General features: G+C 41.6%; 24 protein-coding genes and 1 pseudogene. 12 read left to right on the top strand and 13 right to left on the bottom strand.

Annotated elements, in window-relative coordinates:
* Positions 1 to 6: 6 nt before the first annotated feature.
* The 4 genes from RMZ41_RS09345 to RMZ41_RS09330 all read right to left on the bottom strand — a co-directional run bounded on the left by RMZ41_RS09345 (position 7) and on the right by RMZ41_RS09330 (position 5,993).
* On the bottom strand, positions 7 to 1,773 hold the full coding sequence (locus RMZ41_RS09345) for a methyl-accepting chemotaxis protein (protein WP_322641706.1): 1,767 nt from the start codon (positions 1,771 to 1,773) through the stop codon (positions 7 to 9).
* 181 nt (positions 1,774 to 1,954) lie between these two features.
* Positions 1,955 to 3,619: a methyl-accepting chemotaxis protein gene (locus RMZ41_RS09340; RefSeq protein ID WP_322641707.1), complete on the bottom strand. Its 1,665-nt coding sequence runs from the start codon at positions 3,617 to 3,619 to the stop codon at positions 1,955 to 1,957.
* 604 nt (positions 3,620 to 4,223) lie between these two features.
* Positions 4,224 to 5,495: a CheR family methyltransferase gene (locus tag RMZ41_RS09335; RefSeq protein ID WP_322641708.1), complete on the bottom strand. Its 1,272-nt coding sequence runs from the start codon at positions 5,493 to 5,495 to the stop codon at positions 4,224 to 4,226.
* 21 nt (positions 5,496 to 5,516) lie between these two features.
* The gene (locus RMZ41_RS09330; protein ID WP_322641709.1) at positions 5,517 to 5,993 is read right to left on the bottom strand and encodes a chemotaxis protein CheW; all 477 of its coding nucleotides are present in this window, start codon (positions 5,991 to 5,993) and stop codon (positions 5,517 to 5,519) included.
* Between the two features lie 168 nt (positions 5,994 to 6,161).
* On the opposite strand from RMZ41_RS09330, the pseudogene RMZ41_RS09325 reads away from it, so the two are divergent.
* Positions 6,162 to 6,936 (top strand): annotated as a pseudogene (locus RMZ41_RS09325) (Rpn family recombination-promoting nuclease/putative transposase).
* Positions 6,937 to 7,063: 127 nt separating this feature from the next.
* Here RMZ41_RS09325 and RMZ41_RS09320 read toward each other — a convergent pair.
* The 3 genes from RMZ41_RS09320 to RMZ41_RS09310 all read right to left on the bottom strand — a co-directional run bounded on the left by RMZ41_RS09320 (position 7,064) and on the right by RMZ41_RS09310 (position 9,139).
* Positions 7,064 to 7,294: a DUF2281 domain-containing protein gene (locus tag RMZ41_RS09320; RefSeq protein ID WP_322641710.1), complete on the bottom strand. Its 231-nt coding sequence runs from the start codon at positions 7,292 to 7,294 to the stop codon at positions 7,064 to 7,066.
* Positions 7,295 to 7,382: 88 nt separating this feature from the next.
* The gene (asnS, locus tag RMZ41_RS09315; RefSeq protein WP_322641711.1) at positions 7,383 to 8,774 is read right to left on the bottom strand and encodes an asparagine--tRNA ligase; all 1,392 of its coding nucleotides are present in this window, start codon (positions 8,772 to 8,774) and stop codon (positions 7,383 to 7,385) included.
* A 2-nt stretch (positions 8,775 to 8,776) separates the two neighbouring features.
* Positions 8,777 to 9,139: a hypothetical protein gene (locus RMZ41_RS09310; RefSeq protein WP_322641712.1), complete on the bottom strand. Its 363-nt coding sequence runs from the start codon at positions 9,137 to 9,139 to the stop codon at positions 8,777 to 8,779.
* A 129-nt stretch (positions 9,140 to 9,268) separates the two neighbouring features.
* Here RMZ41_RS09310 and RMZ41_RS09305 point away from each other — a divergent pair, with 129 nt between their 5' ends.
* Positions 9,269 to 9,547 carry a DUF6439 family protein gene (locus RMZ41_RS09305; RefSeq protein WP_322641713.1) on the top strand — a complete coding sequence of 93 codons (279 nt, stop codon included), beginning with the start codon at positions 9,269 to 9,271 and terminating at the stop codon, positions 9,545 to 9,547.
* Between the two features lie 113 nt (positions 9,548 to 9,660).
* Positions 9,661 to 10,035, top strand: a complete 375-nt coding sequence (locus RMZ41_RS09300; RefSeq protein WP_322641714.1) for a hypothetical protein — start codon at positions 9,661 to 9,663, stop codon at positions 10,033 to 10,035.
* A gap of 55 nt (positions 10,036 to 10,090) precedes the next feature.
* Here the strand turns inward: RMZ41_RS09300 and RMZ41_RS09295 are convergent, their stop codons facing one another.
* Positions 10,091 to 10,540 carry an anti-sigma regulatory factor gene (locus RMZ41_RS09295; RefSeq protein WP_322641715.1) on the bottom strand — a complete coding sequence of 150 codons (450 nt, stop codon included), beginning with the start codon at positions 10,538 to 10,540 and terminating at the stop codon, positions 10,091 to 10,093.
* Between the two features lie 393 nt (positions 10,541 to 10,933).
* The gene (gene rlmD / locus RMZ41_RS09290) at positions 10,934 to 12,340 is read right to left on the bottom strand and encodes a 23S rRNA (uracil(1939)-C(5))-methyltransferase RlmD (RefSeq protein WP_322641716.1); all 1,407 of its coding nucleotides are present in this window, start codon (positions 12,338 to 12,340) and stop codon (positions 10,934 to 10,936) included.
* Positions 12,341 to 12,552: 212 nt separating this feature from the next.
* Between rlmD and RMZ41_RS09285 the strand changes: the two genes are divergently transcribed.
* Complete coding sequence (locus RMZ41_RS09285; protein WP_322641748.1) at positions 12,553 to 13,038, top strand: allophycocyanin subunit alpha-B; 486 nt, start codon at positions 12,553 to 12,555, stop codon at positions 13,036 to 13,038.
* Between the two features lie 556 nt (positions 13,039 to 13,594).
* Here the strand turns inward: RMZ41_RS09285 and RMZ41_RS09280 are convergent.
* Positions 13,595 to 13,732 carry a hypothetical protein gene (locus RMZ41_RS09280; RefSeq protein ID WP_322641717.1) on the bottom strand — a complete coding sequence of 46 codons (138 nt, stop codon included), beginning with the start codon at positions 13,730 to 13,732 and terminating at the stop codon, positions 13,595 to 13,597.
* A gap of 372 nt (positions 13,733 to 14,104) precedes the next feature.
* Here RMZ41_RS09280 and RMZ41_RS09275 point away from each other — a divergent pair, with 372 nt between their 5' ends.
* The 5 genes from RMZ41_RS09275 (at position 14,105) to RMZ41_RS09255 (ending at position 19,746) form a co-directional block, all read left to right on the top strand.
* Positions 14,105 to 14,419, top strand: coding sequence for a hypothetical protein (locus RMZ41_RS09275; RefSeq protein WP_322641718.1), 315 nt, complete (start codon positions 14,105 to 14,107; stop codon positions 14,417 to 14,419).
* Entirely contained in the window at positions 14,406 to 14,798 is a 393-nt protein-coding gene (locus RMZ41_RS09270) for a type II toxin-antitoxin system death-on-curing family toxin (RefSeq protein ID WP_322641719.1), read from the top strand. Before RMZ41_RS09275 ends, RMZ41_RS09270 begins: the two co-directional genes overlap by 14 nt.
* 39 nt (positions 14,799 to 14,837) lie before the next feature.
* The gene (purL, locus tag RMZ41_RS09265; RefSeq protein ID WP_322641720.1) at positions 14,838 to 17,204 is read left to right on the top strand and encodes a phosphoribosylformylglycinamidine synthase subunit PurL; all 2,367 of its coding nucleotides are present in this window, start codon (positions 14,838 to 14,840) and stop codon (positions 17,202 to 17,204) included.
* Between the two features lie 362 nt (positions 17,205 to 17,566).
* Positions 17,567 to 19,069, top strand: a complete 1,503-nt coding sequence (gene purF / locus RMZ41_RS09260; RefSeq protein ID WP_322641721.1) for an amidophosphoribosyltransferase — start codon at positions 17,567 to 17,569, stop codon at positions 19,067 to 19,069.
* Between the two features lie 110 nt (positions 19,070 to 19,179).
* On the top strand, positions 19,180 to 19,746 hold the full coding sequence (locus tag RMZ41_RS09255) for a Uma2 family endonuclease (protein ID WP_322641722.1): 567 nt from the start codon (positions 19,180 to 19,182) through the stop codon (positions 19,744 to 19,746).
* Between the two features lie 213 nt (positions 19,747 to 19,959).
* On the opposite strand, the gene RMZ41_RS09250 is transcribed toward RMZ41_RS09255, so the two are convergent.
* The 3 genes from RMZ41_RS09250 to RMZ41_RS09240 form a co-directional block, all read right to left on the bottom strand.
* Positions 19,960 to 20,241, bottom strand: a complete 282-nt coding sequence (locus tag RMZ41_RS09250) for a hypothetical protein (RefSeq protein WP_100898347.1) — start codon at positions 20,239 to 20,241, stop codon at positions 19,960 to 19,962.
* A 52-nt stretch (positions 20,242 to 20,293) separates the two neighbouring features.
* The gene (locus tag RMZ41_RS09245; protein ID WP_322641723.1) at positions 20,294 to 21,340 is read right to left on the bottom strand and encodes an ABC transporter permease; all 1,047 of its coding nucleotides are present in this window, start codon (positions 21,338 to 21,340) and stop codon (positions 20,294 to 20,296) included.
* A 73-nt stretch (positions 21,341 to 21,413) separates the two neighbouring features.
* The gene (locus tag RMZ41_RS09240; protein ID WP_322641724.1) at positions 21,414 to 21,932 is read right to left on the bottom strand and encodes an adenine phosphoribosyltransferase; all 519 of its coding nucleotides are present in this window, start codon (positions 21,930 to 21,932) and stop codon (positions 21,414 to 21,416) included.
* A gap of 420 nt (positions 21,933 to 22,352) precedes the next feature.
* On the opposite strand from RMZ41_RS09240, the gene RMZ41_RS09235 reads away from it, so the two are divergent.
* From RMZ41_RS09235 to RMZ41_RS09225, 3 genes are all read left to right on the top strand, one after another.
* Entirely contained in the window at positions 22,353 to 22,979 is a 627-nt protein-coding gene (locus tag RMZ41_RS09235; protein ID WP_174710160.1) for a DUF3038 domain-containing protein, read from the top strand.
* A complete protein-coding gene (locus RMZ41_RS09230; protein ID WP_322641725.1) occupies positions 22,976 to 24,403 on the top strand; it encodes a DUF4335 domain-containing protein in 1,428 nt (475 codons plus the stop codon). The genes RMZ41_RS09235 and RMZ41_RS09230 overlap by 4 nt, the downstream gene beginning before the upstream one ends.
* Positions 24,404 to 24,746: 343 nt before the next feature.
* On the top strand, positions 24,747 to 24,884 hold the full coding sequence (locus tag RMZ41_RS09225) for a hypothetical protein (protein ID WP_322641726.1): 138 nt from the start codon (positions 24,747 to 24,749) through the stop codon (positions 24,882 to 24,884).
* Positions 24,885 to 24,890 lie beyond the last annotated feature (6 nt).

The following is a 24,890-nucleotide window of genomic DNA, read 5'->3' as shown; positions in this document are numbered from 1 at the left end:
GGCTGCTCAAGAGAATTGGTGCAGGGGTATAACGTCTTCTGCTTCCACCTGAAAGCGGGCAATCTCTTGACGCAATCCCTGCGCCACTTGGTTAAGTTGGGCTATGGCATGATTAATTTCCCGCAAAGAATCCGTACTTTGCACTGAGGTACTGCTCAACTGCACCATCGTCTCACTAATTTGTTGCGCTCCCACAGATTGAGTTTCCATACCCTGGTTGACAAACTCAAATCGCGGATTCAGGTCTTGTACTTGCTGGATAATTTGCCCAACCTGTGTATTGATGCTGGCAACATCTTCTACACTTCGTCCAACTTCAGCAGCAAATTTGTCCATCTCCATCACACCTGTAGAGACTGACGATTGCATCTGCTTCACCATCTGCTCAATATCGAGGGTAGCAACGGCGGTTTGATCTGCTAGTCGGCGAATTTCTCTAGCAACGACAGCAAAGCCCAAGCCATACTCTCCAGCTTTTTCGGCTTCGATCGCCGCATTTAACGACAGCAGATTCGTTTGGTCTGCCACCTTGGTAATTGTGACAACAATGTTGTTAATGCTATTTGCCTTTTCGCTAATTACTCCCAATCGGGCAGCGATCGCATTAGTGGCTTCTGCTAACTGCCGCATAGTGGTTTCCATCCGCACTATATCTTTTTGGCTATCATTGGCTGCTGTCGTTGTGATTTGGGAAATGGTCGCAACTTGTTCCATTGCACTTACTAATTCTCTAGAGGTAGCGGAAATTTCTTTGGTAGCAGCAGCTACCTCATTCGTAGAAGCTACTTGCTCAATCAGCGTCCCTTCTAACTGTTTACCTGAAGCTGCTATTTGAGTCGCTGAGGAAGTAACCTGTATGCCAGAATGCTGTACCTGACGAATCAGAGTGTTGAGATTCTGAGTCATAGTTTGGAAAGCAGTTAAGAGTCTATTCATTTCATCTTTGCTGTTAGAGTCAGCCGCAATTTTAGTTGTTAAGTTTCCCAGAGAAATTTGCTCTGCAACTCTAATCACACTAAAAATCTGAGAGGTAATTTGTCGAGCTATTACCAACCCAAGAATAATCGCAGTTATCGGGCCAATGGCAATTCCTACAGAAATCCAGAAAATACTGCGAGCCACATTCTGTTCAACTTCTTTTTGTGTATCTGATATAAAATCTTCATTAAATTTTAAAAGTTTTTTTGCTTGATCTATACTTTTTTTAAAAAATGCTTCTTCCTTTCTTTTTGTCTCGGAATCTATTTGACTGCGTAATTGAAATCCTTTTTGAATATTAGCTGTAACAGCTTTTTGCTGCCCTTTAATAATTAACTCAAGTTGTTTCTTCCAAGGATTTTTAATTCCATTTTGATTTATTTTTTGCTCAATTTCTAAGAATTGTTCATGGACTTTTTTCCAAGCTCCCAAGTTTTCTTTAAGTAAGTTATACTCTTTTAATTCTTCTTCAGTGGATGGAGTTGCGTCGTACTGGGCAATACCTTCGTTAATCTGTTTCCAAGCGTTTTCGATTTCCGCGATCGCACTCTCTCTTTCACTAACAGTAATTTCCGGATTAAATAATAATCGTTCTGCGGATTGAATTTGTGTTTGACCTTCCTTAATCTTCCATACCCCAGACAAGCTGGGGATGTTATTCAAGGTTAGTGAGTTAATTGACTGATTTAACTCGTTGGTAACGAACCATGCCAGCAAGGCCATTACGAATACAATCAGTCCTATGAATAAAAATGAACCGATCAACCGTGTTTGCAAGGTAATGTTCTTGAACATTAGATATCCTATTGTTCCTCTGCTGCTGTAAAATTCATTCGTTTATTAGAATTCCCAAATCACAAGCAAGATGAACAGTTTGTATTTTTATTTTTAAACAAATTATTAAGTAGGTAGTTTAGTCCAGAAACTAGATTTTACTGAGGATCTAAAAGTATTGAAATATTTCCTCAATTGTTGATTAAATTGATTGCTGAGGAATTAAACTAGAATATTCTGTTTTCACCTGAAAGCGGGAAATCTCTTGACGTAATCCTTGAGCAACTTGATTGAGTTGAGCGATCGCACTATTAATTTCTCGCAGAGAATCTGCCGTTTGCACTGAAGTACTACTCAACTGCACCATCGCATCACTAATTTGTTGCGCTCCCACCGACTGGATTTCCATACCTTGGTTCACAGACTCAAAGTGAGGAGCCATGTCTTGCACTTGTTGGATAATTTGCCCAACTTGAGAACTAATGCTGGCAACATCTTCTACACTCCGTCCAACTTCAGCAGCAAATTTGTCCATCTCCATCACACCTGTAGAGACTGACGATTGCATTTGTTTTACCATCTGTTCAATGTCGAGAGTCGCAACAGCAGTTTGATCTGCCAGTCGGCGAATTTCTCTTGCAACAACCGCAAAACCCAAACCATATTCTCCAGCTTTTTCGGCTTCAATAGCCGCATTTAACGACAGTAAATTTGTCTGATCTGCCACTTTCGTAATCGTGACAACGATGTTGTTAATGTTATTCGCCTTTTCGCTAATTACTCCCAGTCGAGCAGCGATCGCATTAGTGGCTTCTACCAACTGCCGCATAGTGGCTTCCATACGAACCAAATCTTTTTGGCTATTGCTAGCAGCCGTCGTCGTGATTTGTGAGGTAGTCGCAACTTGTTCCATAGTATTTACCAGTTCTCTGGAAGTTGCAGCAATTTCCTTAGCAGTAGCAGTTACCTGATTCGTCGAGGCTACTTGTTCGGAAATTGTCGCTTCTAATTGTTTACCCGAAGCCGCTATTTGAGTAGCCGAAGTAGTTACCTGAATACCTGAATTTTGCACCTGGCGGACAAGGGTATTGAGGTTAGCAATCATGTTTTTCAATGCAGCCATTAACTTGCCAATTTCATCATCTGAGGTAACTTCAACCTGGGTTGTCAAATCACCGGCAGAAACCTGCTCTGCTAGACTAAATGCTGACTGTAAAGAGCGACTCAAGGAAAGACTGAGAATGCGGACAATAACCACTGAGACAATGAATGCAACAATCATAATACAGAAGAAAGTAGCGAAATTAACGGAATTTGCAAATGCCTGAAATTGACTTGCTTGCTTTTGCCTCTCTTCTAAAAGTTGCTCTTCTGTTTGCAGCATCTCACTAAGCTTTTGTCTGATTGCATCCATAATATTTTTACCTTTATCTGAAAGAATCAGAGCTAGTACTTCTTGCTCTTTACCAGCTTTTTTGAGAGCGATCGTTGTTTCTAACTCGCTCATCTTTTCTTGGGATAACTCCTCAAATTTATCTAAACTCTGGACTTGCTTTTGATTATCTGAAATCTTTTGTCTTAAATATTTAAATTTATCCTTCAGGTTATTACTAGCAATTTCATAAGGCTCTAAATATTGTTGTTTGTTTGTAATAATAAATCCTCTTTGTCCAGTTTCAGCATCAACTAAAATTTTTTCAATTTCTTTTAAATCCAATTTAACTGAATAGGTATGCGTTACTAAAGTAGCAGAATTAGCTAGAGAATCGTTTGCTGATTTAGCCATAAAACTAGCAATACCTGTTAAGATAACGATGATTCCAAATCCACCAATGACAAATTGATTGATTCTAATTCCTTGTTGCATATATTTTTTATGTTTGATTTTTTCCAAATAGGTGTATTAGGTAAAATGCGAAAGTCAGCTTTTTAAATTGGATAGCCATTTCCACCACGCTATACTAAACCACATCTATTTTGAGAACCATATTTTTAAAGTAGTGGGAGTATCTTGCTTCCTGCTGATATTAGCGCGCAAGATGTCCGTACTACTCCAAGTTTCCAAATGGATGAGGTTTTAATGTATGTTTATGGATGGATAGGAATTGCTTGAGGTTTACCCAATTCGCCAATTAGATTTTTTGCAAAAGTAAATTTTGTCAAAGGCTGATGAAGGTTATATAGAAAAACAGTTCAGAATGAGCAACAAAACACTTGTAGAGACGGCGATTTATCACGTCTCGAAAACCCAAAATTGTTGCCAGTAACCTTTAACTGAGCCGTATTGGGTTATATGGGTAGGCTCATACAGATATACGCCTTTATGACTGATTCATTTGTTGTAAATATTTTTGAACATGATGTCAAAAGTCTTTTGAAACACTTGCAATTATTAGAGTTCCCAGATCGTAAACGAGATTAACAATTTGCATATTCAATTTTGAAACAAATTATTAAGCGCTATCCTGATTTCACTTCTTCTTTAGTCGGTGAATTCGCTGCCAAAGGATGTTTGCGCTACCATTATTTCCTTGATGTTCTCTGAGTAATGCCAAATGAATAAGTGCCTCTTCATGGGTAGGTTGCAGGTAGATTGCTTTTTGAAAAGATTGTTCCGCCTGCTCATTTTGTGCCATTGCTTGCTGTACCTGACCAAGTAGAAGATACGCTTCAATACTGACCTGATTTTGGTTCAGATAGTCGTTGCATAATTTAGCAGCCTCATTCAACTGACCTTGATTAGCTAAGTTTCTGGCTGTTTCTAACAAATTTTCCTTCAGGTCTTTTGGTAATATGGGGTTTTGAGGAGGAAGATTCAATCTCGGTTCTGCGGCAAACTTGGAATGGTTTTTGTTCGGTAGTTGTCGCTTGTTGAGAACATCGATATTTTTGCTTGTAAAGTCTTGTTTGTGAAGATTGGGATGATGGTTTTTGCGAATATTTTCGCACCTTGGGGACTTTCGATGAGCAACTACTGAATCTTGACGAACTGAAACAAATTCAGTTTTCGATAGTAACCAAGCTTCAGCATGTCCAACAAATAGCAAACCTTGCGGGTTTACCAACCTTTTTAGAACTCTAATAGTATGTACCTTGGTAGCGCTATCAAAGTAAATCAGCAGGTTACGGCAAAAGACAATATCATAGGGTGCCGTACCCAATAAAAAATCGGTATCTACTAAGTTACCGTGCAGAAAATTAACCATACTTTTCACCTGTTCGCACAGGCGATATCCTGCCTCAGTTGCGTGAAAATAGCGCTCTTGAAACGATTGGCTATTACCGCGAAACGAGTATTGATGGTAGATTGCTCGTTGCGCTTTTAGTAGGCACTTGTTGCTAATATCAACAGCATCGATGTGAATGTTTGTCGAATTTAATCCTGCTTCCAAAAGAGCGATCGCAATGGAATATGGTTCTTCACCCGTTGCACAAGGTACACTCAAAACCCGCAATACACCTTGGGGATTTTTTGGCAACCATTCAGATAATACGTAATGCTTCAGAAAAGCAAAAGACTCTGGTTCTCGAAAAAACCAAGTTTCTGGAACAATTACGCTGTCAATCAGTGCTTCCCATTCCTGGGTAGATCCCTGTAACTTCCCTAGATAGTGAGCAATATCCGTGATGCCGCAATCTGCCATACGTTGATAAATTGCACTAGCGATCGCATCAGCACCAATAGAATTTGCATCTAAACCAATCTTGCTTTTTAGTAAAGCTTGAATAACAGATTGTGCCATTTATAGAGTCTTCAGACCAATCTAAAATCTAGTATTGTGATGACTTTCTGGCAAGAGATTGACTTGCTGTGCTTCTGACAACAAGTATTCAATGCGAAGGCACTGAATCATCCCTCGATCATCTACAATCATTTTGCCCAAATATGGCGCTGTATCTATCTGAATATTGGGATCGACAAATTTAGACTCAGACTGATGTAATGTTTCTACAACTTGTTCTGTCATCAAACCCAAAATATAGGGAGCCTGAAGTTCTGCATTATTACTCCCCCAGTAATTAACTAGGACAATTCTAGTACTCAGATACTCACTGGAGGGTTTACCACGCATCAACTGGCATAAATCAATTACTGGTACAATGCGTCCACGATAGTTAAAAACACCAGCGATATGCTCAGGCTGGTGGGGCAAACTTTTGAGTACCACAAGTGGTATTACTTCTATAACCTGTCGGCTTTCTATGGCATATCGCTCATTTCCAATGTTGAGAAGTAGCATTAACACTAATTTACATCTCCATTGCTAGCTTTGATGTTTCTTGCAGGCTATGCAAGACACCTATCCTATGATGTGTAGTAATAGTAGGTTGAGTTGATCCAAGGAAACCCAAGACTAACAAATTTAATTTTTATCAGCAATACATAATACCCATTCTTGAAAGCTGCTATGTATGACAATATCTGTAAATTTATTGCCGAAAACTTCAAAGATGACTTGGCAACTTGGTTACTAGGTTCACCGATTAAATTAACAGAACTTAGCCCTACTGAATTATCAAGCGAACCAATTCGTGCCGATTCGTTAATTTTATTGCAATCTGGATGATTTAGTTCTACATACCGAATTTCAAACCTACCCTGACGAAGATATCCCCTTTCGGATGTTAGATTATCGAGTTAGGTTTTATCGCCGCTTTCCTAACAAAGAAATGCGTCAAATAGTAATCTATTTGAGAAAAACAAGTTCAGAATTAGTCAGTGAAAACAGTTTTAGATTAAACAACACTTACCATCAGTTTGAGGTAATACGCCTGTGGGAACAACCAACAGACAGGTTTATGAGTATTCCAGGTTTATTACCCTTTGCCGTGCTAAGTCAGACAAACGATCCTACAATGGTATTAACCCAAGTAGCCAAAGCAGTTGAAGCAATTAGCGATCGCCAGCTACAAAGAAATATAGCTGCTGCCAGTGGAATCTTAGCAGGTCTGGTGTTAAAGAAGGATGTAATTAAGAAGATTTTCAGGAGTGAGATTATGCGCGAATCAGTCATTTATCAAGAAATCCTAGAAGAAGGCGAAGCCAAAGGTAAAGCAGAAACAACAAGAAAGTTGGCTTTAAATTTGTTGCGAATTGGCATGAGTTTAGAACAAATTTCTCAAGTTACTGAATTATCTCTTGAGCAAGTTCAAGTTTTACAACAGGAGATTCAAAATCCTTAATTTTAATTAATCACTTTAGAAACTACGTGCCTATACAAGCAAAACCCGCGAATGCGGGTTTTAAAGTTTTTATTACTCCATTCAGACGGGCTTGTTTTGTATAGACACACATCTCCCCGTGTGATATCTACCATTGAATTTCCCCACGCACCAAGCGTTCTTCATAATCTTCTAAATTAGATAAATAGTCAGAAAAATCTGACTCTGCTATTTCCAGGGACTCTCTAAACTGAAGCCATAGTTCCCAATTCTTACCACTATGCTTCATTAATAGGAAGTCGATAAAATCACTTACTTCCTGAACTAAAGATTCTGGCATTTGCAGGATTTTACCAATGGTTTGATCTTGTATGCTCATGATAAATCTTCTCAGATGGATTTCTCTTTATCCACAAAAGTCAAAAACCTGGCGATTATAAATTAAATGGCCAGGTCTAAAATTTAAACTAAAACTCAGCACTTTGCGGTGTACGCGGAAAGGGAATCACATCACGAATATTTCCCATACCAGTCATAAATTGCACGAGTCGTTCAAAACCCAACCCAAAACCAGCGTGAGGAACAGCACCATAACGACGCAAATCAAGATACCACCACAAGTCTTCTGGCTTTAACCCTTGCGCTAACACACGGCGTTCTAATACTTCTAAACGTTCTTCCCGTTGAGAACCGCCGACAATCTCGCCAATTTTCGGTGCGAGAATATCCATTGCGCGGACGGTTTTTTCATCGTCGTTCAAGCGCATATAAAAAGCTTTGATTTGCGCTGGATAATCTGTAACAATTACTGGTTTTTTAAACTGTTGTTCAGCTAGATAGCGTTCGTGTTCTGATTGTAAATCTAAACCCCAACTCACAGGATATTCAAATTTAACATCAGCTTTTTCTAAAACTTTGATGGCTTCTGTATAAGTTAACCGTTCAAACTGATTATTAATAATATTTTCGGCTGTTGCCAATACAGATTTATCAATGCGTTCATTGAAAAACTCCATATCTTCTGGGCAAGTTTCCAACACATATTTAAAAATGTGTTTGAGAAATGCCTCAGCTAAATCCATATCGCCTTCTAAGTCACAAAAAGCCATTTCTGGCTCAACCATCCAAAATTCTGCTAAGTGGCGGGAGGTGTTGGAATTTTCTGCACGGAAGGTAGGGCCAAAGGTGTAGACGTTGCTAAATGCCATCGCCATCACTTCCGCTTCCAACTGGCCGCTAACTGTTAAGTATGTGGGTTTAGCAAAAAAGTCTTGGCTGTAATCTACTGCTTGGTTTTCTGTGCGGGGAATATTCTTTAAATCTAAACTGGTAACGCTAAACAGTTCACCCGCGCCTTCGCAATCGCTAGCAGTGATGATGGGTGTGTGTACCCACAAAAAGCCTCTTTCTTGGAAAAATTGGTGAATTGCTGTCGAACAAGCATTTCTGACGCGGAAAACTGCACCAAAGGAATTAGTACGCGATCGCAAATGTCCAATGGTTCGCAGAAACTCAAAGGAATGACGTTTCTTTTGCAGGGGATATGTATCGGGATCAGCTTCCCCGTAAACTTTCACGGACTCGGCTTTCAACTCAATCCGTTGTCCTTTACCCAGAGAAGCCACTAGTACTCCTGTTGTCTCAACAGCAGCACCCGTATTCAATTTTTTCAAAATAGCTTCGTAATCTGGCAAATCCTGATTAATGACGACTTGCAAATTAGCTAGTGATGAGCCGTCATTGACTTCAATAAAAGCAAACCCTTTGGACTCGCGCTTCGTCCGCACCCAGCCTTGCACTTGGAGGGACTCATCAGGTTGGCCACTTCGCACTATTTCTGCAATCCGTCGATTTACCATATTTACCCAGCATAAGACTTTAATATCCAGCCTATGATAACGCCCATTCCACCAAAGCGGACGACTTGCCAGAAAGGTTTTTTGAGGCTACGCCAAGAAAATAACTGACTTTCTAAGTTTAGTTCTAGCCTTTCCAACTGCTGTTGAATGTGCCGTAACTCTGCTTTGATTTCTGGTGTCTGAGATTTATTGTGCTTTAGTTGATCCCGGCGCTGTTGCCATTGTGCCTGTTGTTGGCGATCGCGTTGCACTTGCTCGTAACGTTCTTTTAAGGATAAGAGCGATCGCTCTACTTCCTCTAATTCTTGTTCAAAATCTGGTTCTTGATTTTCTGCTGACGACTGTGATTGTTTTGGCGGCTTCATGTACAGGTAGTAAACTAAGATTAAATGCGAGTCTGCCAATAGTCAAAATTAAAACTATGAGTTTTTGACTCAGCACGGGCTAAACGCCCCGCTTCCGCTAACAACACTCAGCACTCAGCACTCATAATTATGTCCCAATCTAGCCAGCTGCCGAAAACTAGTCAACTTAATGAACTTAGTACTCTGGAACTAGCTCAAGCCCTCATGGAAAGACTGAGTATTTCCCCTAACGATTGGCATCGCCTCAAGTCTAACCGCAATTCCCGCGCTAATGAACAAGTGGCAGCAGCGATTGTGTATCTTCTGAAGAATCAGCCACAAGAAGCTCAGGCGAGATTAGAACAGGCAATTGGTTGGTTAGACCGCTCCATTTCCGCCCCTCCCTGTCCGACTCACGGAAAAAGTTAGGAGTTAGGAATGGGAGTTAGAATTTAAAACTTATGACTCTTAACTCATTAACTTCAGCGATCGCATCACAGTTAAACAGACTTGTGAAAAAAGTCAGTTAGTTATGAATTGACATGGAGCAAGAAAGTTTAAAGAAACGTAATCGTTCCGAGGCTTTGATTTTGCTAGCAGAACGATTACTTCAAGAGCTAGAGCGAGGTTTCAACCCACAGTTTGCTTATAATCATCGCCAGTGCATCAAAACCCTGATTCAGCAACTATCTGAGTTTCTAGCCCAAGACGATGACCAAAAAATTGACCAATCTTATAACAATCTTAAGTTTGCATTACGACTAGATCCTTGGGATCAACACGAGGATGAACCCTGGGAGTCAGACGATGATATTTCTGGAGGTTCTACTGCAATTCCAAATCCACGAAAACCAAGTCCAAAACCAGGAACAAATGACTCAGAAGAGTTACCGCCAATAGACAATACTTTTTATTGAAACCTAAAATGAAGGTTAAGTCTTTAAAACTTCTACCTCCTCCCTCCTGATTAAGTTACCGTCGCAGAGATAATCCTCGGCGATTTTCCATTTGTTTACAAAGCCTCAATTCTGTGCCTTTGCGGTTCCACTCTACCCGATCAAAAATTTGATGGAGAAGGCATAAACCACGACCACTTTCTGATTCATCTGGTGGTAAATAGTCTGTTGGTTCTTCTTCGATCGTAGATGAAGGACTAAAGCCGCTACCCTGGTCTGATATTATCCACCAATATTGATTATCTATTAAAGAAAAACGGACTAGAACTGTTTTACTTGGATCGAGATTATTGCCATGTTTAGCTGCATTTACTAGGGCTTCTTGAAGTCCTAGCCGTAGTTCAGCTTGTAACTTGGCTGGAATTTCTGCCAACAGTAAATCTAAGATTGGACAAAGGTAGAGGGTTGAGGCAAAACTAATAGTGCCCCAATAACGTGCGACTGGACGGAGTGAAATAGTAATCACAAAAGAAACCCCATAGCTTTCAGTTAGCTAGACATCAGTTTGCTATTACAGGCACCCTGATAAAACTTGAGGTGGTCATGCTGCCTTCAAACTTGCGTCTTTAAAACTAAATTTTGAAAATGCTAGGGAGCATTTGCCCTATAGTATGAGTTGAAATTGTTTGGATATATGACTACTGCAATAGTTTTGATAATGATGTTAGCAACTTAAAAAGATGCTAGTAATTTTTTGACAGAGTATGGAGATACCCTAGTTAATTGCCGATTTGTCATTTACACAATTCAATTCATATTTTTAAGAACCTATGCAACTTGAATTTATTTAAACAAAAGGAATTTTTATTTTTGGCTTAATTCAATTTTAGCATCTTTAGTATGCACTAGACTAAAAATTTCAAATTTCAGTTTTTGTAAATGAATTACTATCCTTATGCAAATCTGATAGCACAAGAAAGGCGGCAGCTTCAACATGAGCAGTTTGAGGGAAAAAATCAGCAGGTTGCACCCTTGTGATGGTATATTGCCCATCTTGACAAAGCAATTTCAGGTCACGGGCGAGGGTAGCCACTTTACAGCTGACGTAAACTATCCGAGATGGTTTCAATTGCCGTAAAGTGTCGATGACAGCGCGATCGCACCCCTTACGTGGCGGATCGAGTATTACGACTTCTGGTATTGTGCCCATTTTTGGAAGCAATTTCTCTACTGCCCCGACAAGGAAAGTCACATTATCAATTCCGTTGCGCTGGGCATTCAAAATAGCTTGTTCCACTGCTGCTGGTTGCACTTCTAATCCTGTAGCAATCCGTACTTTTTTGGCAAGGGGTAAAGTTAAAGTCCCGATACCACAATAGGCATCAACTAGCAACTCATGCCCTTGAAGATTGAGTTCTGATTGAATTACCTGCAATAGTGCCTCTGCTGTTTCTGTATACACTTGGAAAAATGTATCTGGGCGCACTTGAAATTCCAGTCCAGCAAAATTTTCACGCAGGTGGGGAACTCCAGCGATGCAACGGGTTTCTGATCCAAAGATAGCATTAGTGCGATCGCTATTGCGGTTAAGCGATACTCCTACTAACTGCGGATAACGCTTTAACCATTCCTGGGCTTGGGTTTCAATTTCTGATAAATTCCAGTCTTTCACCACCAAAGTCAGCAACATTTCCCCAGTGTGTCGGCCAATGCGTAAACTGAGATGGCGAATTTTTCCTTGGTGGCGCTGTTCATCGTAAATTTGCCAACCTTGCTGTTGAATATCCTGCTTAACTTCGGCAAGTAAGGGATTTAATCGCGCGTCTTGGACTGGACATTGATTTAAATTAATTAATTGGTGACTACCTTTTTGGTAGTAACCAGCTTGTACCTGTCCCGTTGCCGATATCCCCAAAGGATATGTAGATTTATTACGATAACCTAAAGCAGAAGAGGCGGCGAGTACCCGATCTACCGGTGGTTGGATAAAACCGCCAATGCGTTCTAAAGCTTGGATAACTTGATTTTGCTTGGCTACTAGCTGGTAATCATAATTAACATGCTGCCACTGGCAACCACCGCATTTATCCGCCACAATGCAACTGGGTCGGATACGATGGGGGGATGGCTCTAATAGCTCTTGGAGCTTCCCGTAGGCGTATTTTGGTTTAACATGTACCAAGCGGACAATGGCGCGATCGCCCGGTACAGTATCCGGGACAAACACAACACGTTCATCAGCGCGTCCGACACCATCACCTGTATCACTCAGGTTAGCGATCGTCACTTCAATTAATTCACCCTGTTGCCAAATTGTTTTAGTCATTGGGAATTGGGAATTGGGAATTGGGCATTGGGAATTGGGCATTGGGAATCGGGCATTGGGCAATAGTTCTTCCCTGCCCCCTGCTCCCTGCTCCCTACCCCCTCATCTACCCAATATAGATAAATTCAATACATAAGTAGCTCCTATCTCTTCACTTGTGTACCTCCAACTCGCTAAACTAACAGATAATATTTCAGGTGATTTCAATCATCATGACTGTAATTAGCCAAGTTATTCTCAAAGCCGACGACGAACTGCGTTATCCCAGCAGTGGCGAACTGAAAAATATCAAAGATTTTTTGCAAACCGGCGTACAACGGACGCGGATTGCAGCTACCTTAGCCGAAAACGAAAAAAAGATAGTCCAGGAAGCAACTAAACAACTTTGGCAGAAGCGTCCTGACTTTATCTCCCCTGGAGGTAATGCTTACGGAGAACGGCAACGCTCTCTGTGTATCCGTGATTTTGGCTGGTACTTACGTCTAATTACTTATGGTGTACTTGCCGGCGACAAAGAGCCAATTGAAAAAATTGGTTTGATTGGTGTGCGGGAAATGTACAATTCATTGGGCGTTCCCGTGCCTGGAATGGTAGAAGCGATCAATTCCCTCAAAACAGCCTCCCTTAGCTTACTGAGTGCGGAAGATGCTGCTGAAGCATCACCTTACTTTGATTACATCATTCAAGCGATGTCTTAATACAAAGTATGTGCTGGTTCTAAGAGTATGCTTCCGGTCTAGTAGAGTGAGTGCAAAATACTAGCGCTCGATAGACATAAGATACCGAATTTGATCGTACCCTCCCCACATTTGGTAGTGGCTGTGGCAAATTTTCTGTCAAGTTACTAACCAGTTGTGGGGAAATTTATTTAAGTATATTTGTGGGGCCTTTCTCAAAAGGTGAAGGACATACGGACATAAAAAACCGACAGTCCTTGGTCAAGGCTGTCGGCAATTAAGTGTGTTCCCTATTAATGACTCGGCTAGAGTTCAGTTGTCATTAATTATGCCTAGTTAGCGATCGCAAAGAGACGATCCTAATCATATATATGTGTGATTCTCATCACTTGATTGTTACATCTAAACTGCATCTACTCGAATAATCTCTGAGTTACAGTAAATATCCACAATTTTCGATGTCATAAATAATACTAAATCTTCTTAGTTAAGTTATCAAATATATTGCTTAAATTTATACACAAGTATAAGTGCGTAGCTTTTCGGCATAGGCATCGCGCTTTGCAACATAAATTAATTAGCATCCCAAAATATTTTTAACGGCATTCACCAACATAGCTACTAATTGAACTGATGCGGTGGCTGCACCAATTGTATTAACCATAGCTCCTACTGCTGCTGATATTGCCTTGATACTAGCTCCTGCTATAAGCATTGTTATTACTGTACTTGCAATAGAAACAATCCCAGTAGCAGCTTATACCCGAACTAACTGAAATTGCGCCGACTATAGCAATAATAATACTCCATTCCAATGGATTAGGACTGTGAGAAGCCTGAATAAAGATTATAGGAAAATTCATTTTAATACTTCAATAATGTTGCATTTAGTTAATCTTAATTTTAGAAACAAGTCTTTATTTGTAATAATAGTAAAATTACTCAAACTCTCATCTCTCAGATTAATTGGCTATAAAATTAAGTGTTTTTGCAGTTGCCTTGATTGAGTAAATTACAATAGCGCGATAAGCTAGAGTAAGCAGTAAAACCGATTCAAAACTGGCAACGAACCTAGCTTGGGGTAACGATGGCGACAGAACAAAAGCACAGCATTTATTTATCAGAAGCCGAAAGCCATTTGCGTCAACTTTCTATTGAAAAGTTACGATTAGCAGTTGTGTTTCTGGCTTATTTGCAAGAAACAGAAGAAAAGGAAGTTACTGAAAAAGTATTATCAAATATTCCTGATTTTGCTCAATCTTTCCGCGAGATTGAACAAAATGAAGACAAGTTAGAAAATACTGCTTCAAGTCAGATTGCCTCAGATGAAGAGGTATGGCAGGCTTATTTAGCTTCTAAACAGAAATGGCAGGAGGTTTACCGTCGCCTTGCAGATTCCTAGATTTCTTTCTATTTTTCAAGTCCTAGACATTCACCAAGATGAGATAAACAGCTTTGGTGGAACATCAGGTGTCAGAGACGAAGGTTTACTAGATTCAGCATTGGCACAACCTCAAGCTACTTTTGGCGGCGAACTTCTCCATCCTACAATTCACGAACAAGCAGCAGCATATCTGTACCATTTAGCGATGAACCATCCGTTTATTGATGGCAACAAACGCACTGCATTTGCGGTTATGGATACCTTCATAACTTTAAACGCCTACAGTTTGAACTTATCGCAAGAGCAAGCTTACAACTTGGTGATTCAAGTTGTCCAGAAAGAAATATCCAAAGAAGAATTATCTGCATTTCTGGAACTGCATCTACAAGGCAAGTAAATCGATAGAATAATGCTCTGTCCCCCATAGTGCATTTTCATGACTGCAAGCTCAAAACCAGCCTTTTCCCCTCAAGAAATCGCTGCTGAAGGTCTTAAGCCAGAAGAATATGAAGAAATTGTCCGTCGGTTAGGCCGTCATCCCAACAAAGCTGAACTGGGAATGTTCGGGGTAATGTGGTCAGAACATTGCTGTTACAAAAATTCTCGACCTCTACTCAAACAATTTCCCACTGAGGGGCCCCGCATCCTTGTGGGGCCTGGTGAAAATGCTGGTGTTGTAGATTTGGGTGATGGACTCCAGCTAGCTTTTAAGATTGAATCCCACAACCACCCCTCAGCTGTAGAACCATTTCAAGGTGCAGCAACGGGAGTAGGCGGTATTCTCAGAGATATTTTTACAATGGGTGCGCGTCCTATTGCTCTATTAAATTCTCTGCGCTTCGGTTCCCTAGAAGATGCCAAAACTCAAAGGCTGTTCCAAGGGGTAGTGGCGGGGATTTCACACTATGGTAATTGCGTTGGAGTACCAACAGTAGGCGGTGAAGTTTACTTTGATCCAGCTTATTCTGGTAATCCCCTAGTGAATGTCATGGCACTAGGATTAATGGAAACGTCAGAAATCGTTAAATCTGGAGCATCTGGCTTAGGAAACCCCGTCCTGTATGTTGGTTCCACCACCGGGCGCGACGGTATGGGAGGCGCAAGTTTTGCCAGTGCAGAATTGAGCGATCAGTCAATAGACGATCGCCCCGCCGTGCAAGTAGGCGATCCATTTTTGGAAAAGTCGTTAATTGAAGCTTGTCTAGAGGCGTTTAAAACAGGTGCAGTTGTCGCCGCTCAAGATATGGGAGCAGCCGGTATCACCTGTTCTACCTCAGAAATGGCGGCAAAAGGCGGTGTGGGCATTGAACTAGATTTAGATAAGATTCCCGCGAGAGAAACGGGGATGGTTCCTTATGAATATCTGCTTTCGGAATCTCAAGAACGAATGCTGTTTGTTGCCCATAAGGGGCGCGAACAGGAATTAATCGACATTTTTCACCGTTGGGGACTTCAAGCCGTTGTTGCTGGTACTGTCATCGCTGAACCCATTGTGCGAATTCTTTTTCAGGGTGGAATAGCAGCAGAAATTCCCGCCGAGGCTTTGGCAGAAAATACCCCACTATATAACCGGGAATTGTTGGCAGAAGCGCCTGAATATGCCCGTCAAGCTTGGGAATGGACTACTGATTCCTTACCTCCTTGCACAACTGCTGGCATAGAACTCCAAGGAGGCGCGCAGAGTTGGAATGATATTCTCTTCACTTTGCTCGATACACCCACGATCGCATCTAAAAACTGGGTATACCGTCAATATGACCATCAAGTACAAAATAATACAGTCCTATTACCAGGTGGTGCAGATGCGGCTGTTATCCGGTTGCGTCCTCTTGAAGAAATTCCCAATCTAAAATCCCCAATCCCAAATCAAAAATTAGGCGTGGCGGCAACAGTAGATTGTAATCCTCGTTTTGTTTATCTTGATCCCTACGAGGGAGCCAAGGCAGTGGTGGCAGAAGCTGCACGCAATCTTAGCTGTGTAGGTGCAGAACCTCTGGCGGTGACGGATAACCTAAATTTTGGCTCTCCAGAAAAACCGATTGGTTACTGGCAATTGGCAGAAGCTTGTCGCGGTTTGGCGGAAGGTTGTCGGGAATTGGCGACACCAGTCACAGGCGGAAATGTTTCTTTATACAATGAAACCCTCGATTCTCAAGGCATTCCACAACCCATTTATCCCACTCCTGTAGTGGGGATGGTGGGCTTGATTCCCGATATCACCAAAATTTGTGGTCAAGGTTGGCAAGCATCCGGCGATGTGATTTATCTTCTCGGATTGCCTTTGGCATCCAAAATCAGTTTGGGAGCATCTGAATATTTAGCCACGATCCACGGAACTGTTGCCGGAAAACCACCATTGGTAGATTTTGACTTGGAACGCCGCGTCCAAAAAGTTTGTCGGGAAGGAATTCGTAATGGTTGGATACGTTCAGCCCATGATTCTGCTGAGGGGGGAGTGGCGATCGCACTAGCCGAATGTTGTATTGCTGGCAACCTTGGTGCTGAAATCAATTTAGAAATAGCACCAACGCAGAACCGTATTGATGAGGTACTGTTTGCCGAAGGTGGTGCAAGGATTTTAGTTTCTGTAACATCGGCACAGCAAGCAATTTGGGAATCATACTTACAGGAACATCTCGGTCAACAGTGGCAAATACTAGGTACAGTTGACAATTTTGAGACGGGTTTGGGGGTTTTCACCACTGATAATCAGGTCTTAATCAAAGTTAGTATCGAAGATATTAGCGATCGCTATTCCCATGCGATCGCCAGGCGGATCGCTACCAACACGGCTGTTTCTTAGTTTTGAGAATTTCTTCACTCAGAAATTAGCACTAATAATTCAGAACTATTAGCGTCTTCGAGCATAATTACGGTACTGTTTTAATAGATGGTTAAAGATTTATTAAGAAATCAATAATCTATCTATAGACATAATCCCAGTGACTAAATAATTGCTAATTCGTAATTCGTAATTCGTAATTGAATCATACAAGCTCCTTGAACTGTCAATGGAAACACAAAAGCTCATAGCATAACTATTTCAAGCCCCGTAAGGATTTAGCAATGCTAAATTCCTACACGAATGGGCTAAATAATTACGAATTACGCATTATCAATTACGAATTATTTTGACTTGACCCCCCCACCAGGAGCAAAGCTAGCATGACCTCTATTCATTCTGTCACTTCGGATGAATACCCCGACCCCAACAACAACAACCCAATTAATAGTCATGACAATCAGCCTGACAAGCCCGAAGAAGCTTGTGGTGTTTTTGGCATCTACGCACCAGGAGAAAACGTTGCTAAACTGACCTACTTTGGATTGTACGCCCTCCAGCATCGGGGTCAAGAATCAGCTGGGATTGCCACCTTTGAAGGTACACAAGTCCATCTTCACAAAGACATGGGCTTGGTGTCTCAAGTCTTCAATGAATCTGTTTTGGATCAATTGCCTGGTAGCCTTGCTGTTGGTCACACTCGTTATTCCACCACAGGTTCTAGCCGCAAAGTTAATGCCCAACCCGCAGTTCTGGAAACTCGCTTAGGTTTCTTAGCTCTTGCACACAATGGTAATTTAGTCAATACAGTGCAACTACGTCAAGAGTTGCTTGAGAAAAAATATAACTTAGTTACCACAACAGACTCAGAAATGATTGCTTTTGCGATCGCAGAAGCCATCAACGCTGGTGCAGATTGGCTAGAAGGTTCAATTCAAGCATTTCATCGTTGCCAAGGGGCCTTTAGTTTAGTTATTGGCACTCCTAACGGCGTTATGGGTGTCCGTGACACCAATGGTATTCGCCCCTTAGTAATTGGAACTTTAGCAGGTAATCCAGTTCGTTACGTTTTGGCATCCGAGACTTGTGGTTTAGACATCATTGGAGCCGAATATCTGCGAGATGTAGAACCAGGTGAATTAGTTTGGATTACCGAAGAAGGTTTGGCTTCCTATCACTGGAGTCAACAGCCCCAAAGGAAATTGTGTATCTTTGAGATGATTTACTTTGCCCGCCCTGATAGCATTATGCACAACGAGAGTTTGTACAGCTATCGGATGCGGTTAGGACATCAACTAGCTAAAGAATCTTATGTCGATGCCGATATAGTCTTTGGTGTTCCTGATTCTGGTATCCCTGCTGCGATCGGATTTTCCCAAGCTTCTGGTGTAGCCTACGCCGAAGGACTGATTAAAAATCGCTATGTTGGACGAACCTTTATTCAGCCAACCCAAACCATGCGCGAGTCTGGTATCCGCATGAAACTTAACCCGCTTAAAGATGTGCTGGCGGGCAAACGAGTAATTATTGTAGATGACTCCATTGTTCGCGGTACTACCAGCCGGAAGCTAGTCAAAACCTTGCGTGAAGCGGGTGCAGTGGAAGTACACATGCGAATCTCTTCCCCGCCAGTAACTCATCCTTGCTTCTACGGCATCGACACCGATTCTCAAGATCAGTTGATTGCTGCCACCAAGTCAGTAGCGGAAATCGCCAAGCAACTGGAAGTAGATAGCCTTGCCTATCTCAGTTGGGAAGGAATGCTAGAAGCGACACGAGAAGACACCAATAGTTTCTGCTCTGCCTGCTTCACCGGAGATTATCCTGTAACGATTCCTGAGCAAGTGAAACGTTCTAAGTTGAGTTTAGAAAAGGTAGTGGTTTAGGAATTGAAGAATGGGGAATGGGGAATAGGGAGAAGAATTAACAACCAATGCCCTATGCCCCATGCCCACTCAAGATAAAATAGGAAAATCCCCTAATCCAAAGATGGTTTATGAACCAGCCGATATCTGAGAGAGTGCGCTGGACTACCGCCGATTTAGAGTTGTTTCCAGATAACGGGAACCGTTATGAAATTATTGACGGAGAATTGTTTGTTACCAGAGCGCCTCATTGGAATCATCAAAAAGTCTGTGTCAGAATTCTTGCTTCATTAGATATCTGGTCACATACTACTGGTTTGGGAGAAGTTGTGACTGCTCCAGGAATCATTTTTGGGGATAATGATAATGTAATTCCTGATGTTGTCTGGGCTAGCAACGAGAGATTGCCCCTGCTTTTAGACGAGGCGGGGCATTTGACTGGTGCGCCAGAACTGGTAGTAGAGGTACTGTCTGCTGGTATTGAGAACGAAAACCGGGACAGAGAATTTAAACTAAAGCTTTACTCAGCAAGGGGTGTTAGGGAATATTGGATTGTAGATTGGCGCAACCAACAGGTGGAAGTTTATCGACGCGAACAAGCGAGTTTAAAGTTAGTTGCTACCTTGTTCAATAGTGATGAGTTGAACTCACCCATATTGCCTGATTTTACTTGTGCGATCGCATCCTTATTTACTTAATACAAGTTCGCAGAATTGCTGTAATTGCTTACTATTCGCAATTTTTAACAAATTGTAATAGGCAGAGGAGAAGCGCAATGTTTCAGCAGTATTCAATTGAGCAAGTTTCTAAGAATCTGGATAAGATTTTTCAGGAATATGACATCAAACGAATTAAATAATAGCAATCTTTCTAAAACAAATCGCATCCATTTAACAAATAAAAAGTAAAGCTTAACTATGCTGCAAAAACTCAACTTTGGGCAATAACGGGTCAGTCACGATACCCACACCGCTAAAACCCCAGCGTTTGAGCAAGTTTCCCAACTGTGTACGCGGAATAGATTCTACACTAAAGCGATTTGCGACTTCTGCTGCATGGGTGTTGAGATAGCTAAGGGCATCAAAGTTTTCCTGAAACAGCAATAAATAACCTGATGTTTCTGTGTCAGGACGAGCTATGAGATAGTTACCGTCAGTTTTTGAGCGTACCAAGTAATAGACTTCGGACAGCATGGAGATGGGGATGGGGAGAGTGGGATTAAACCAATGACAAATGACTAATTGACTAATTAAGATTTTCTAGGCGAATGCGAGGATCGGCGGCTTTTAACATTAAATCGGCGATTAAATTACCAGCAATCAGCAAGACTGCGCCCATTACCAAGCTTGCCATTAACAAATATAAATCTTGAGCTTGTAAAGCCTGTAAAGTCAATCTCCCTAAACCGGGCCAGTTGAAGAAAAATTCGGCAATGAAAGCACCGTTCAATAAACCAGCTAATTCAAAACCCAACAAGGTAATCAAGGGATTTATCGCATTGCGGAGAGCATGAACATAGATCACACGATTTTCTGGCAATCCTTTTGCGCGAGCCGTTTGGATATAATCTTGACGCAAAACATCCAATAATTCGCCGCGAGTGATGCGTTGTAAACCAGCAAAACTAGTAATTGAGAGGGCGATTGTGGGTAAGATCATGTGCCAGCCGATATCTAAGATTCTGCCAAACCACGTTAGTTCTGAGTGATTAATGCTAGTCATACTACCCACTGGGAATAAGGGCGAGGTGATTTGGGCTAAAACCAGCAGTGCTAAGGCAGTGATGAAACTAGGAAAGCCTTGTCCAGCGTAACTAATAACCTGTAGAAGCCGATCTGCTAGCTTATTTTGGTTAACAGCAGCAAAGATCCCTAGAGGGATAGCGATCGCCCATGTGACAATTAAAGATGCGATCGCTAAGAACAAAGTCGCTGGTACTCTTTCCCACAACAGCGATGCCACTGAACGTTGATAGATAAAACTTGTACCAAAATCCCCTTTTGTCAATATTCGCCATAGCCATAGCCCAAATTGTTCTGGCCATGACTTATCCAGACCAAACTGCCGCTTTATTTCCTCAATTCTTTCTGGAGATATCTTCGGGTTTTGCCGCAGCGTATCTACATAATCCCCTGGAGCAAGTTGAATAATGAAAAACGATAATGCTGATGCCAAAAACAAAGTCAGTAGTGCCTGCAATACCCGCTTTGCCACATAAATAAAAGTTTCGTTCGTGACTAGCCTAATTAGCCAATCCCGACCTGTATCTAAGGAAATTCTCGTAGATGTCATTTGTCCTTTGTCCTTTGTTATTTGTTATTTGTCCTTTGCTAATGACCAATGACTAATGACCAATGACAAATAACTAATATTCGATTAGAGAGATAATCGGCACATCCGGCAAATATTTACGCCCTTCTAAATCCCGTAGCTCGATAATAAACCCAAACCCTACTAATTCGCAGCCGATCTTCTGCACTAACTTTGCTGTTGCACTCGCAGTTCCACCCGTGGCAATCAAATCATCCACAATCAAAACTCGACTATTGTCATGTAAAGCATCTTGATGCATTTCCAGACAGTCAGTACCATACTCTAGATCGTATTCAATTGAGTGAACTGCTGCTGGCAACTTACCTTTTTTGCGGATAGGAATAAAACCAGCCCCTAATTGATAAGCCAGAGGTGAGCCAAAAATAAATCCCCTTGACTCTATACCAATTACATAATCTGGCTTTATTTCAGCTTCATGGCATTTTTGTGTTAAAAAGTCAATAGTATAGCGCAATCCCTCTGGATCGCGCAGTAATGTAGTAATATCCCGAAATAAAATTCCGGGTTTGGGGAAATCTGGGATGTCACGAACGAGAGACTTTAAATCCATAAAGAGGGAATGGGGAATGGGAAATGGGGAATGGGGAATGGGGAATGGGGAAAAGAAATATTGATTATTGACCAATTCGCAATTCGCAATTCCCAATGCCCAATGCCCAATTTTTAGATACCTGAAAAATCGTACACTATAATGTCATACGCTGGGGGTCGGGGCTGAAGCTTCGCCTTTGATTGACGATAATTAGAATCTAAACCAAGCTAGAAAAGGTATTGTGCGAAGAAATGAGGTGAATTAATTTATGTTTTAAAACTTTGATTTCAATATAGGGAAAACTGTGAGTAGAAAGAGTTAAGTAATGTATATATCAGGTAGTCATGCTCCTGCTACAAGTCTAACGTTCAAGTCTTGGCTACCAATCTTAAATTTGTTTTACCTAGTCTGTTAGAACCGCACAAGGTATTTTATAGAATGAATGTCTCAGCAAGTTTAACGCCGTTAAACAGTCCAACTCAAGATTCACTGCCGATGATTCTGGACACTTTGCCAGATCCTGCGATCGCTTCCAAGACTTGTCCTCGGAGAACGCGGTTGCAAATTGACCTGATTTTATTGGCAATTGAAGCTTTAGAGCTTGGTGGTTCGGAAGCAATCTTGAGTTTTGCTCAAGAGTTGGATCTCAAAGGAATTGTTAAAGACAGGGTGAATTTATGGCGGATGCGTAGCTCTAATCCGCTACGGAGAGCGCATATCCGCCGTCCCTTAACTATCATGGAAGCAAAAGCTCTGGTAGTCATTGCTTGCTACATAGCGCGGCGTTTAACTGTTGTCATCCGCCAGCTATTAATGATATGTCAACAAATGGAAGAAAAGCAGATTCCATTAGAACAGAATTTGCGTCTATCTAATTACCTAGAGCGGTTTAGAGCGCATTTTAAGAGCCGGATGAATGCGCGACGTTCTGGTGTACTAGCATTAACTTCTGATGAAAAATTAGATGAGCTAGCTATAAATTTGTTAGGACAATTACTATTTTGTACCGGTACAGCTGGAATGCAGCGATTCTGGATTAGTCTTTTTGACGGTGAAGTGGAATGAATATTCAACGTAAGTACAGTCTACCTAATTGTACACTGCTTTTAGAAGGGTTAAGTGATGTCACCAGGGCCGCACAGTTCCAGGAAATGCGCCCGGAATTATCAATATTGGTAAATGCAGAATGCTATTTATCTGGTTATAATCAACCCCTAACTGGAGGGCGAGAATTTTTTGAAAGTTTGGTGAGGTCTGTTAGTGGCTATGCCCAAGAATTTTTAAGTAGCGTACCCAACCCTCAAGCACACAACCAGGAATCGGAGCTAGTAGAGTTTCGGAAAGTTGACAGCAACCGACACAGACTAATCATACATTCTGAAGGAACTCCAGAGGGGTTTGATCGCTCTAACAATTCCAAACGTCCGCCGATTGAAATAGATTTGAATACGGTGCAGTTGTTTGATTTAGTAGAAGCAGTAGATCAGTTTTTTGCTGATACCCAAACTTTACCTGAACTTTCTCTAGAACTACAACCAGTTACTAGACGCTATGGTGGTGCTAGTCAAGCTTTGGTTAGGCAGGCTGTACCTGCTGCTGTAGGTGTATCAAGTTTAGCAGTCGCGGCGATCGCCTTTAACTTGATTCCACCTCCCCAACTGCGTCCAGTGCAGCCAAAAACAGATGAGCAAAGTAGCTCTACAAACAATATCGCTCCTCCAGCATCAGCTGCTGCAACACCCATCGCAGCTGAAACGCCTACACTAACGCCTACAACTAACGCAAAGCCGGCAGTTAAAGATTTAGAAGCACTTTTAAATACAGTTCCAGAAATTACCGATCCATCCCAGTTGCGTGCATTGAATCGTCAAGTTTACAACCAAGTTCATCCAGCTTGGGCTAATCGCTCAGGATTGCAACAAGATTTGATTTATCGTCTGGGTGTAGCTGCGGATGGTGCGATCGTTGGTTATAAAGCGGTGAATAAAGAGGCGAATCTAGAAGTAGGTAAAACTCCTCTGCCTAACGTACTTTACAATCCAGCTACTCGCCCTCCCATTTCTAATGAACCGATCGCCCAATTTCGAGTAGTGTTTACTACCCAAGGGGTGCTGCAAGTTAGCCCTTGGCGGGGATATGCTAAAACGCCAGAGGTAGTGGGTGCCAAAATTACTGACTCTAATATAGTCAAAAATTTAAATCAAAAGCTTTATGGTACAGTCCGGCAAAATTGGAGTGGCAAACCCACCTTTACGCGAGATTTGAAATATCGGGTAGCAGTCAACAAAGATGGTGTAATTGCTGACTATGAACCACTCAACCAAGTTGCCTTTGACTATTTCCGGGAAACACCCCTTCCGAAGATGTTCAACGCTGTCTACGGCTCCAATGTAGCAGCACCCAACGATAAAGAACCTCTGGCCCATTTCCAAGTGATATTCAAGCCTAGTGGCAGCCTGGAAGTTATGCCTTGGCAGGGATATCAGTAATCAGGGAATGGGGAGTGGGGAATGGGGAGATGAGGGGGATGAGGGGGATGAAGAAGAAAAATAACTCCTAACTCAGCACTCCTGAAGGGCATGGGGAATGGGAAAGAGAATTAAGTTGCTGGTATTCCCAATTCTCTATTCCCTATTCCGGGGTATGAATATCATCGCAACAGAAAACCGAGTTAAGCTTAAAAACTTTATTAGATAAATAAAGATTCTCCTGATAACCAAGGTCATTGACGCTCTGCTGATCGTCGAGTCACTGCTCAACGATAAAATAAGGGTTTCAGCTTCTAAAAATGCTTGTATTGCTTATGTAATATCTCTTAACCCGGTTTTCTGGGTGAATGCTACTCATACCCCGATTTTCATCACCAGAGAGATTCAAGACTTCCTGGGACACCGCGATATCAAACACACTGAAAAATATACCAAGCTGAATGCTCGACGCTTCCTTAATTTTGATTGGGGTGATTTATAGTATTTT

It is taken from the genome of Nostoc sp. DedVER02 (assembly GCF_034530675.2).
Classification (GTDB): Bacteria; Cyanobacteriota; Cyanobacteriia; order Cyanobacteriales; family Nostocaceae; genus Nostoc.
This window is presented reverse-complemented; position numbering and strand designations above follow the sequence as displayed.

Bases quoted from the DNA above. Each gene is read 5' to 3' on its own strand.
- RMZ41_RS09320 (WP_322641710.1), bottom strand. From the start codon at position 7,294: ATGAGCATACAAGATCAAACCATTGGTAAAATCCTGCAAATGCCAGAA.
- RMZ41_RS09275 (WP_322641718.1), top strand. From the start codon at position 14,105: ATGGCGACAGAACAAAAGCACAGCATTTATTTATCAGAAGCCGAAAGC.
- RMZ41_RS09335 (WP_322641708.1), bottom strand. From the start codon at position 5,495: ATGGCACAATCTGTTATTCAAGCTTTACTAAAAAGCAAGATTGGTTTA.
- RMZ41_RS09240 (WP_322641724.1), bottom strand. From the start codon at position 21,932: ATGGATTTAAAGTCTCTCGTTCGTGACATCCCAGATTTCCCCAAACCC.
- RMZ41_RS09285 (WP_322641748.1), top strand. From the start codon at position 12,553: ATGACTGTAATTAGCCAAGTTATTCTCAAAGCCGACGACGAACTGCGT.
- RMZ41_RS09255 (WP_322641722.1), top strand. From the start codon at position 19,180: ATGAACCAGCCGATATCTGAGAGAGTGCGCTGGACTACCGCCGATTTA.
- RMZ41_RS09245 (WP_322641723.1), bottom strand. From the start codon at position 21,340: ATGACATCTACGAGAATTTCCTTAGATACAGGTCGGGATTGGCTAATT.
- RMZ41_RS09345 (WP_322641706.1), bottom strand. From the start codon at position 1,773: ATGTTCAAGAACATTACCTTGCAAACACGGTTGATCGGTTCATTTTTA.
- RMZ41_RS09235 (WP_174710160.1), top strand. From the start codon at position 22,353: ATGAATGTCTCAGCAAGTTTAACGCCGTTAAACAGTCCAACTCAAGAT.
- RMZ41_RS09250 (WP_100898347.1), bottom strand. From the start codon at position 20,241: ATGCTGTCCGAAGTCTATTACTTGGTACGCTCAAAAACTGACGGTAAC.
- asnS (WP_322641711.1), bottom strand. From the start codon at position 8,774: ATGGTAAATCGACGGATTGCAGAAATAGTGCGAAGTGGCCAACCTGAT.
- purL (WP_322641720.1), top strand. From the start codon at position 14,838: ATGACTGCAAGCTCAAAACCAGCCTTTTCCCCTCAAGAAATCGCTGCT.
- RMZ41_RS09300 (WP_322641714.1), top strand. From the start codon at position 9,661: ATGGAGCAAGAAAGTTTAAAGAAACGTAATCGTTCCGAGGCTTTGATT.
- RMZ41_RS09280 (WP_322641717.1), bottom strand. From the start codon at position 13,732: ATGCTTATAGCAGGAGCTAGTATCAAGGCAATATCAGCAGCAGTAGGA.
- RMZ41_RS09310 (WP_322641712.1), bottom strand. From the start codon at position 9,139: ATGAAGCCGCCAAAACAATCACAGTCGTCAGCAGAAAATCAAGAACCA.
- RMZ41_RS09305 (WP_322641713.1), top strand. From the start codon at position 9,269: ATGTCCCAATCTAGCCAGCTGCCGAAAACTAGTCAACTTAATGAACTT.
- RMZ41_RS09330 (WP_322641709.1), bottom strand. From the start codon at position 5,993: ATGCTACTTCTCAACATTGGAAATGAGCGATATGCCATAGAAAGCCGA.
- RMZ41_RS09340 (WP_322641707.1), bottom strand. From the start codon at position 3,619: ATGCAACAAGGAATTAGAATCAATCAATTTGTCATTGGTGGATTTGGA.
- RMZ41_RS09230 (WP_322641725.1), top strand. From the start codon at position 22,976: ATGAATATTCAACGTAAGTACAGTCTACCTAATTGTACACTGCTTTTA.
- purF (WP_322641721.1), top strand. From the start codon at position 17,567: ATGACCTCTATTCATTCTGTCACTTCGGATGAATACCCCGACCCCAAC.
- rlmD (WP_322641716.1), bottom strand. From the start codon at position 12,340: ATGACTAAAACAATTTGGCAACAGGGTGAATTAATTGAAGTGACGATC.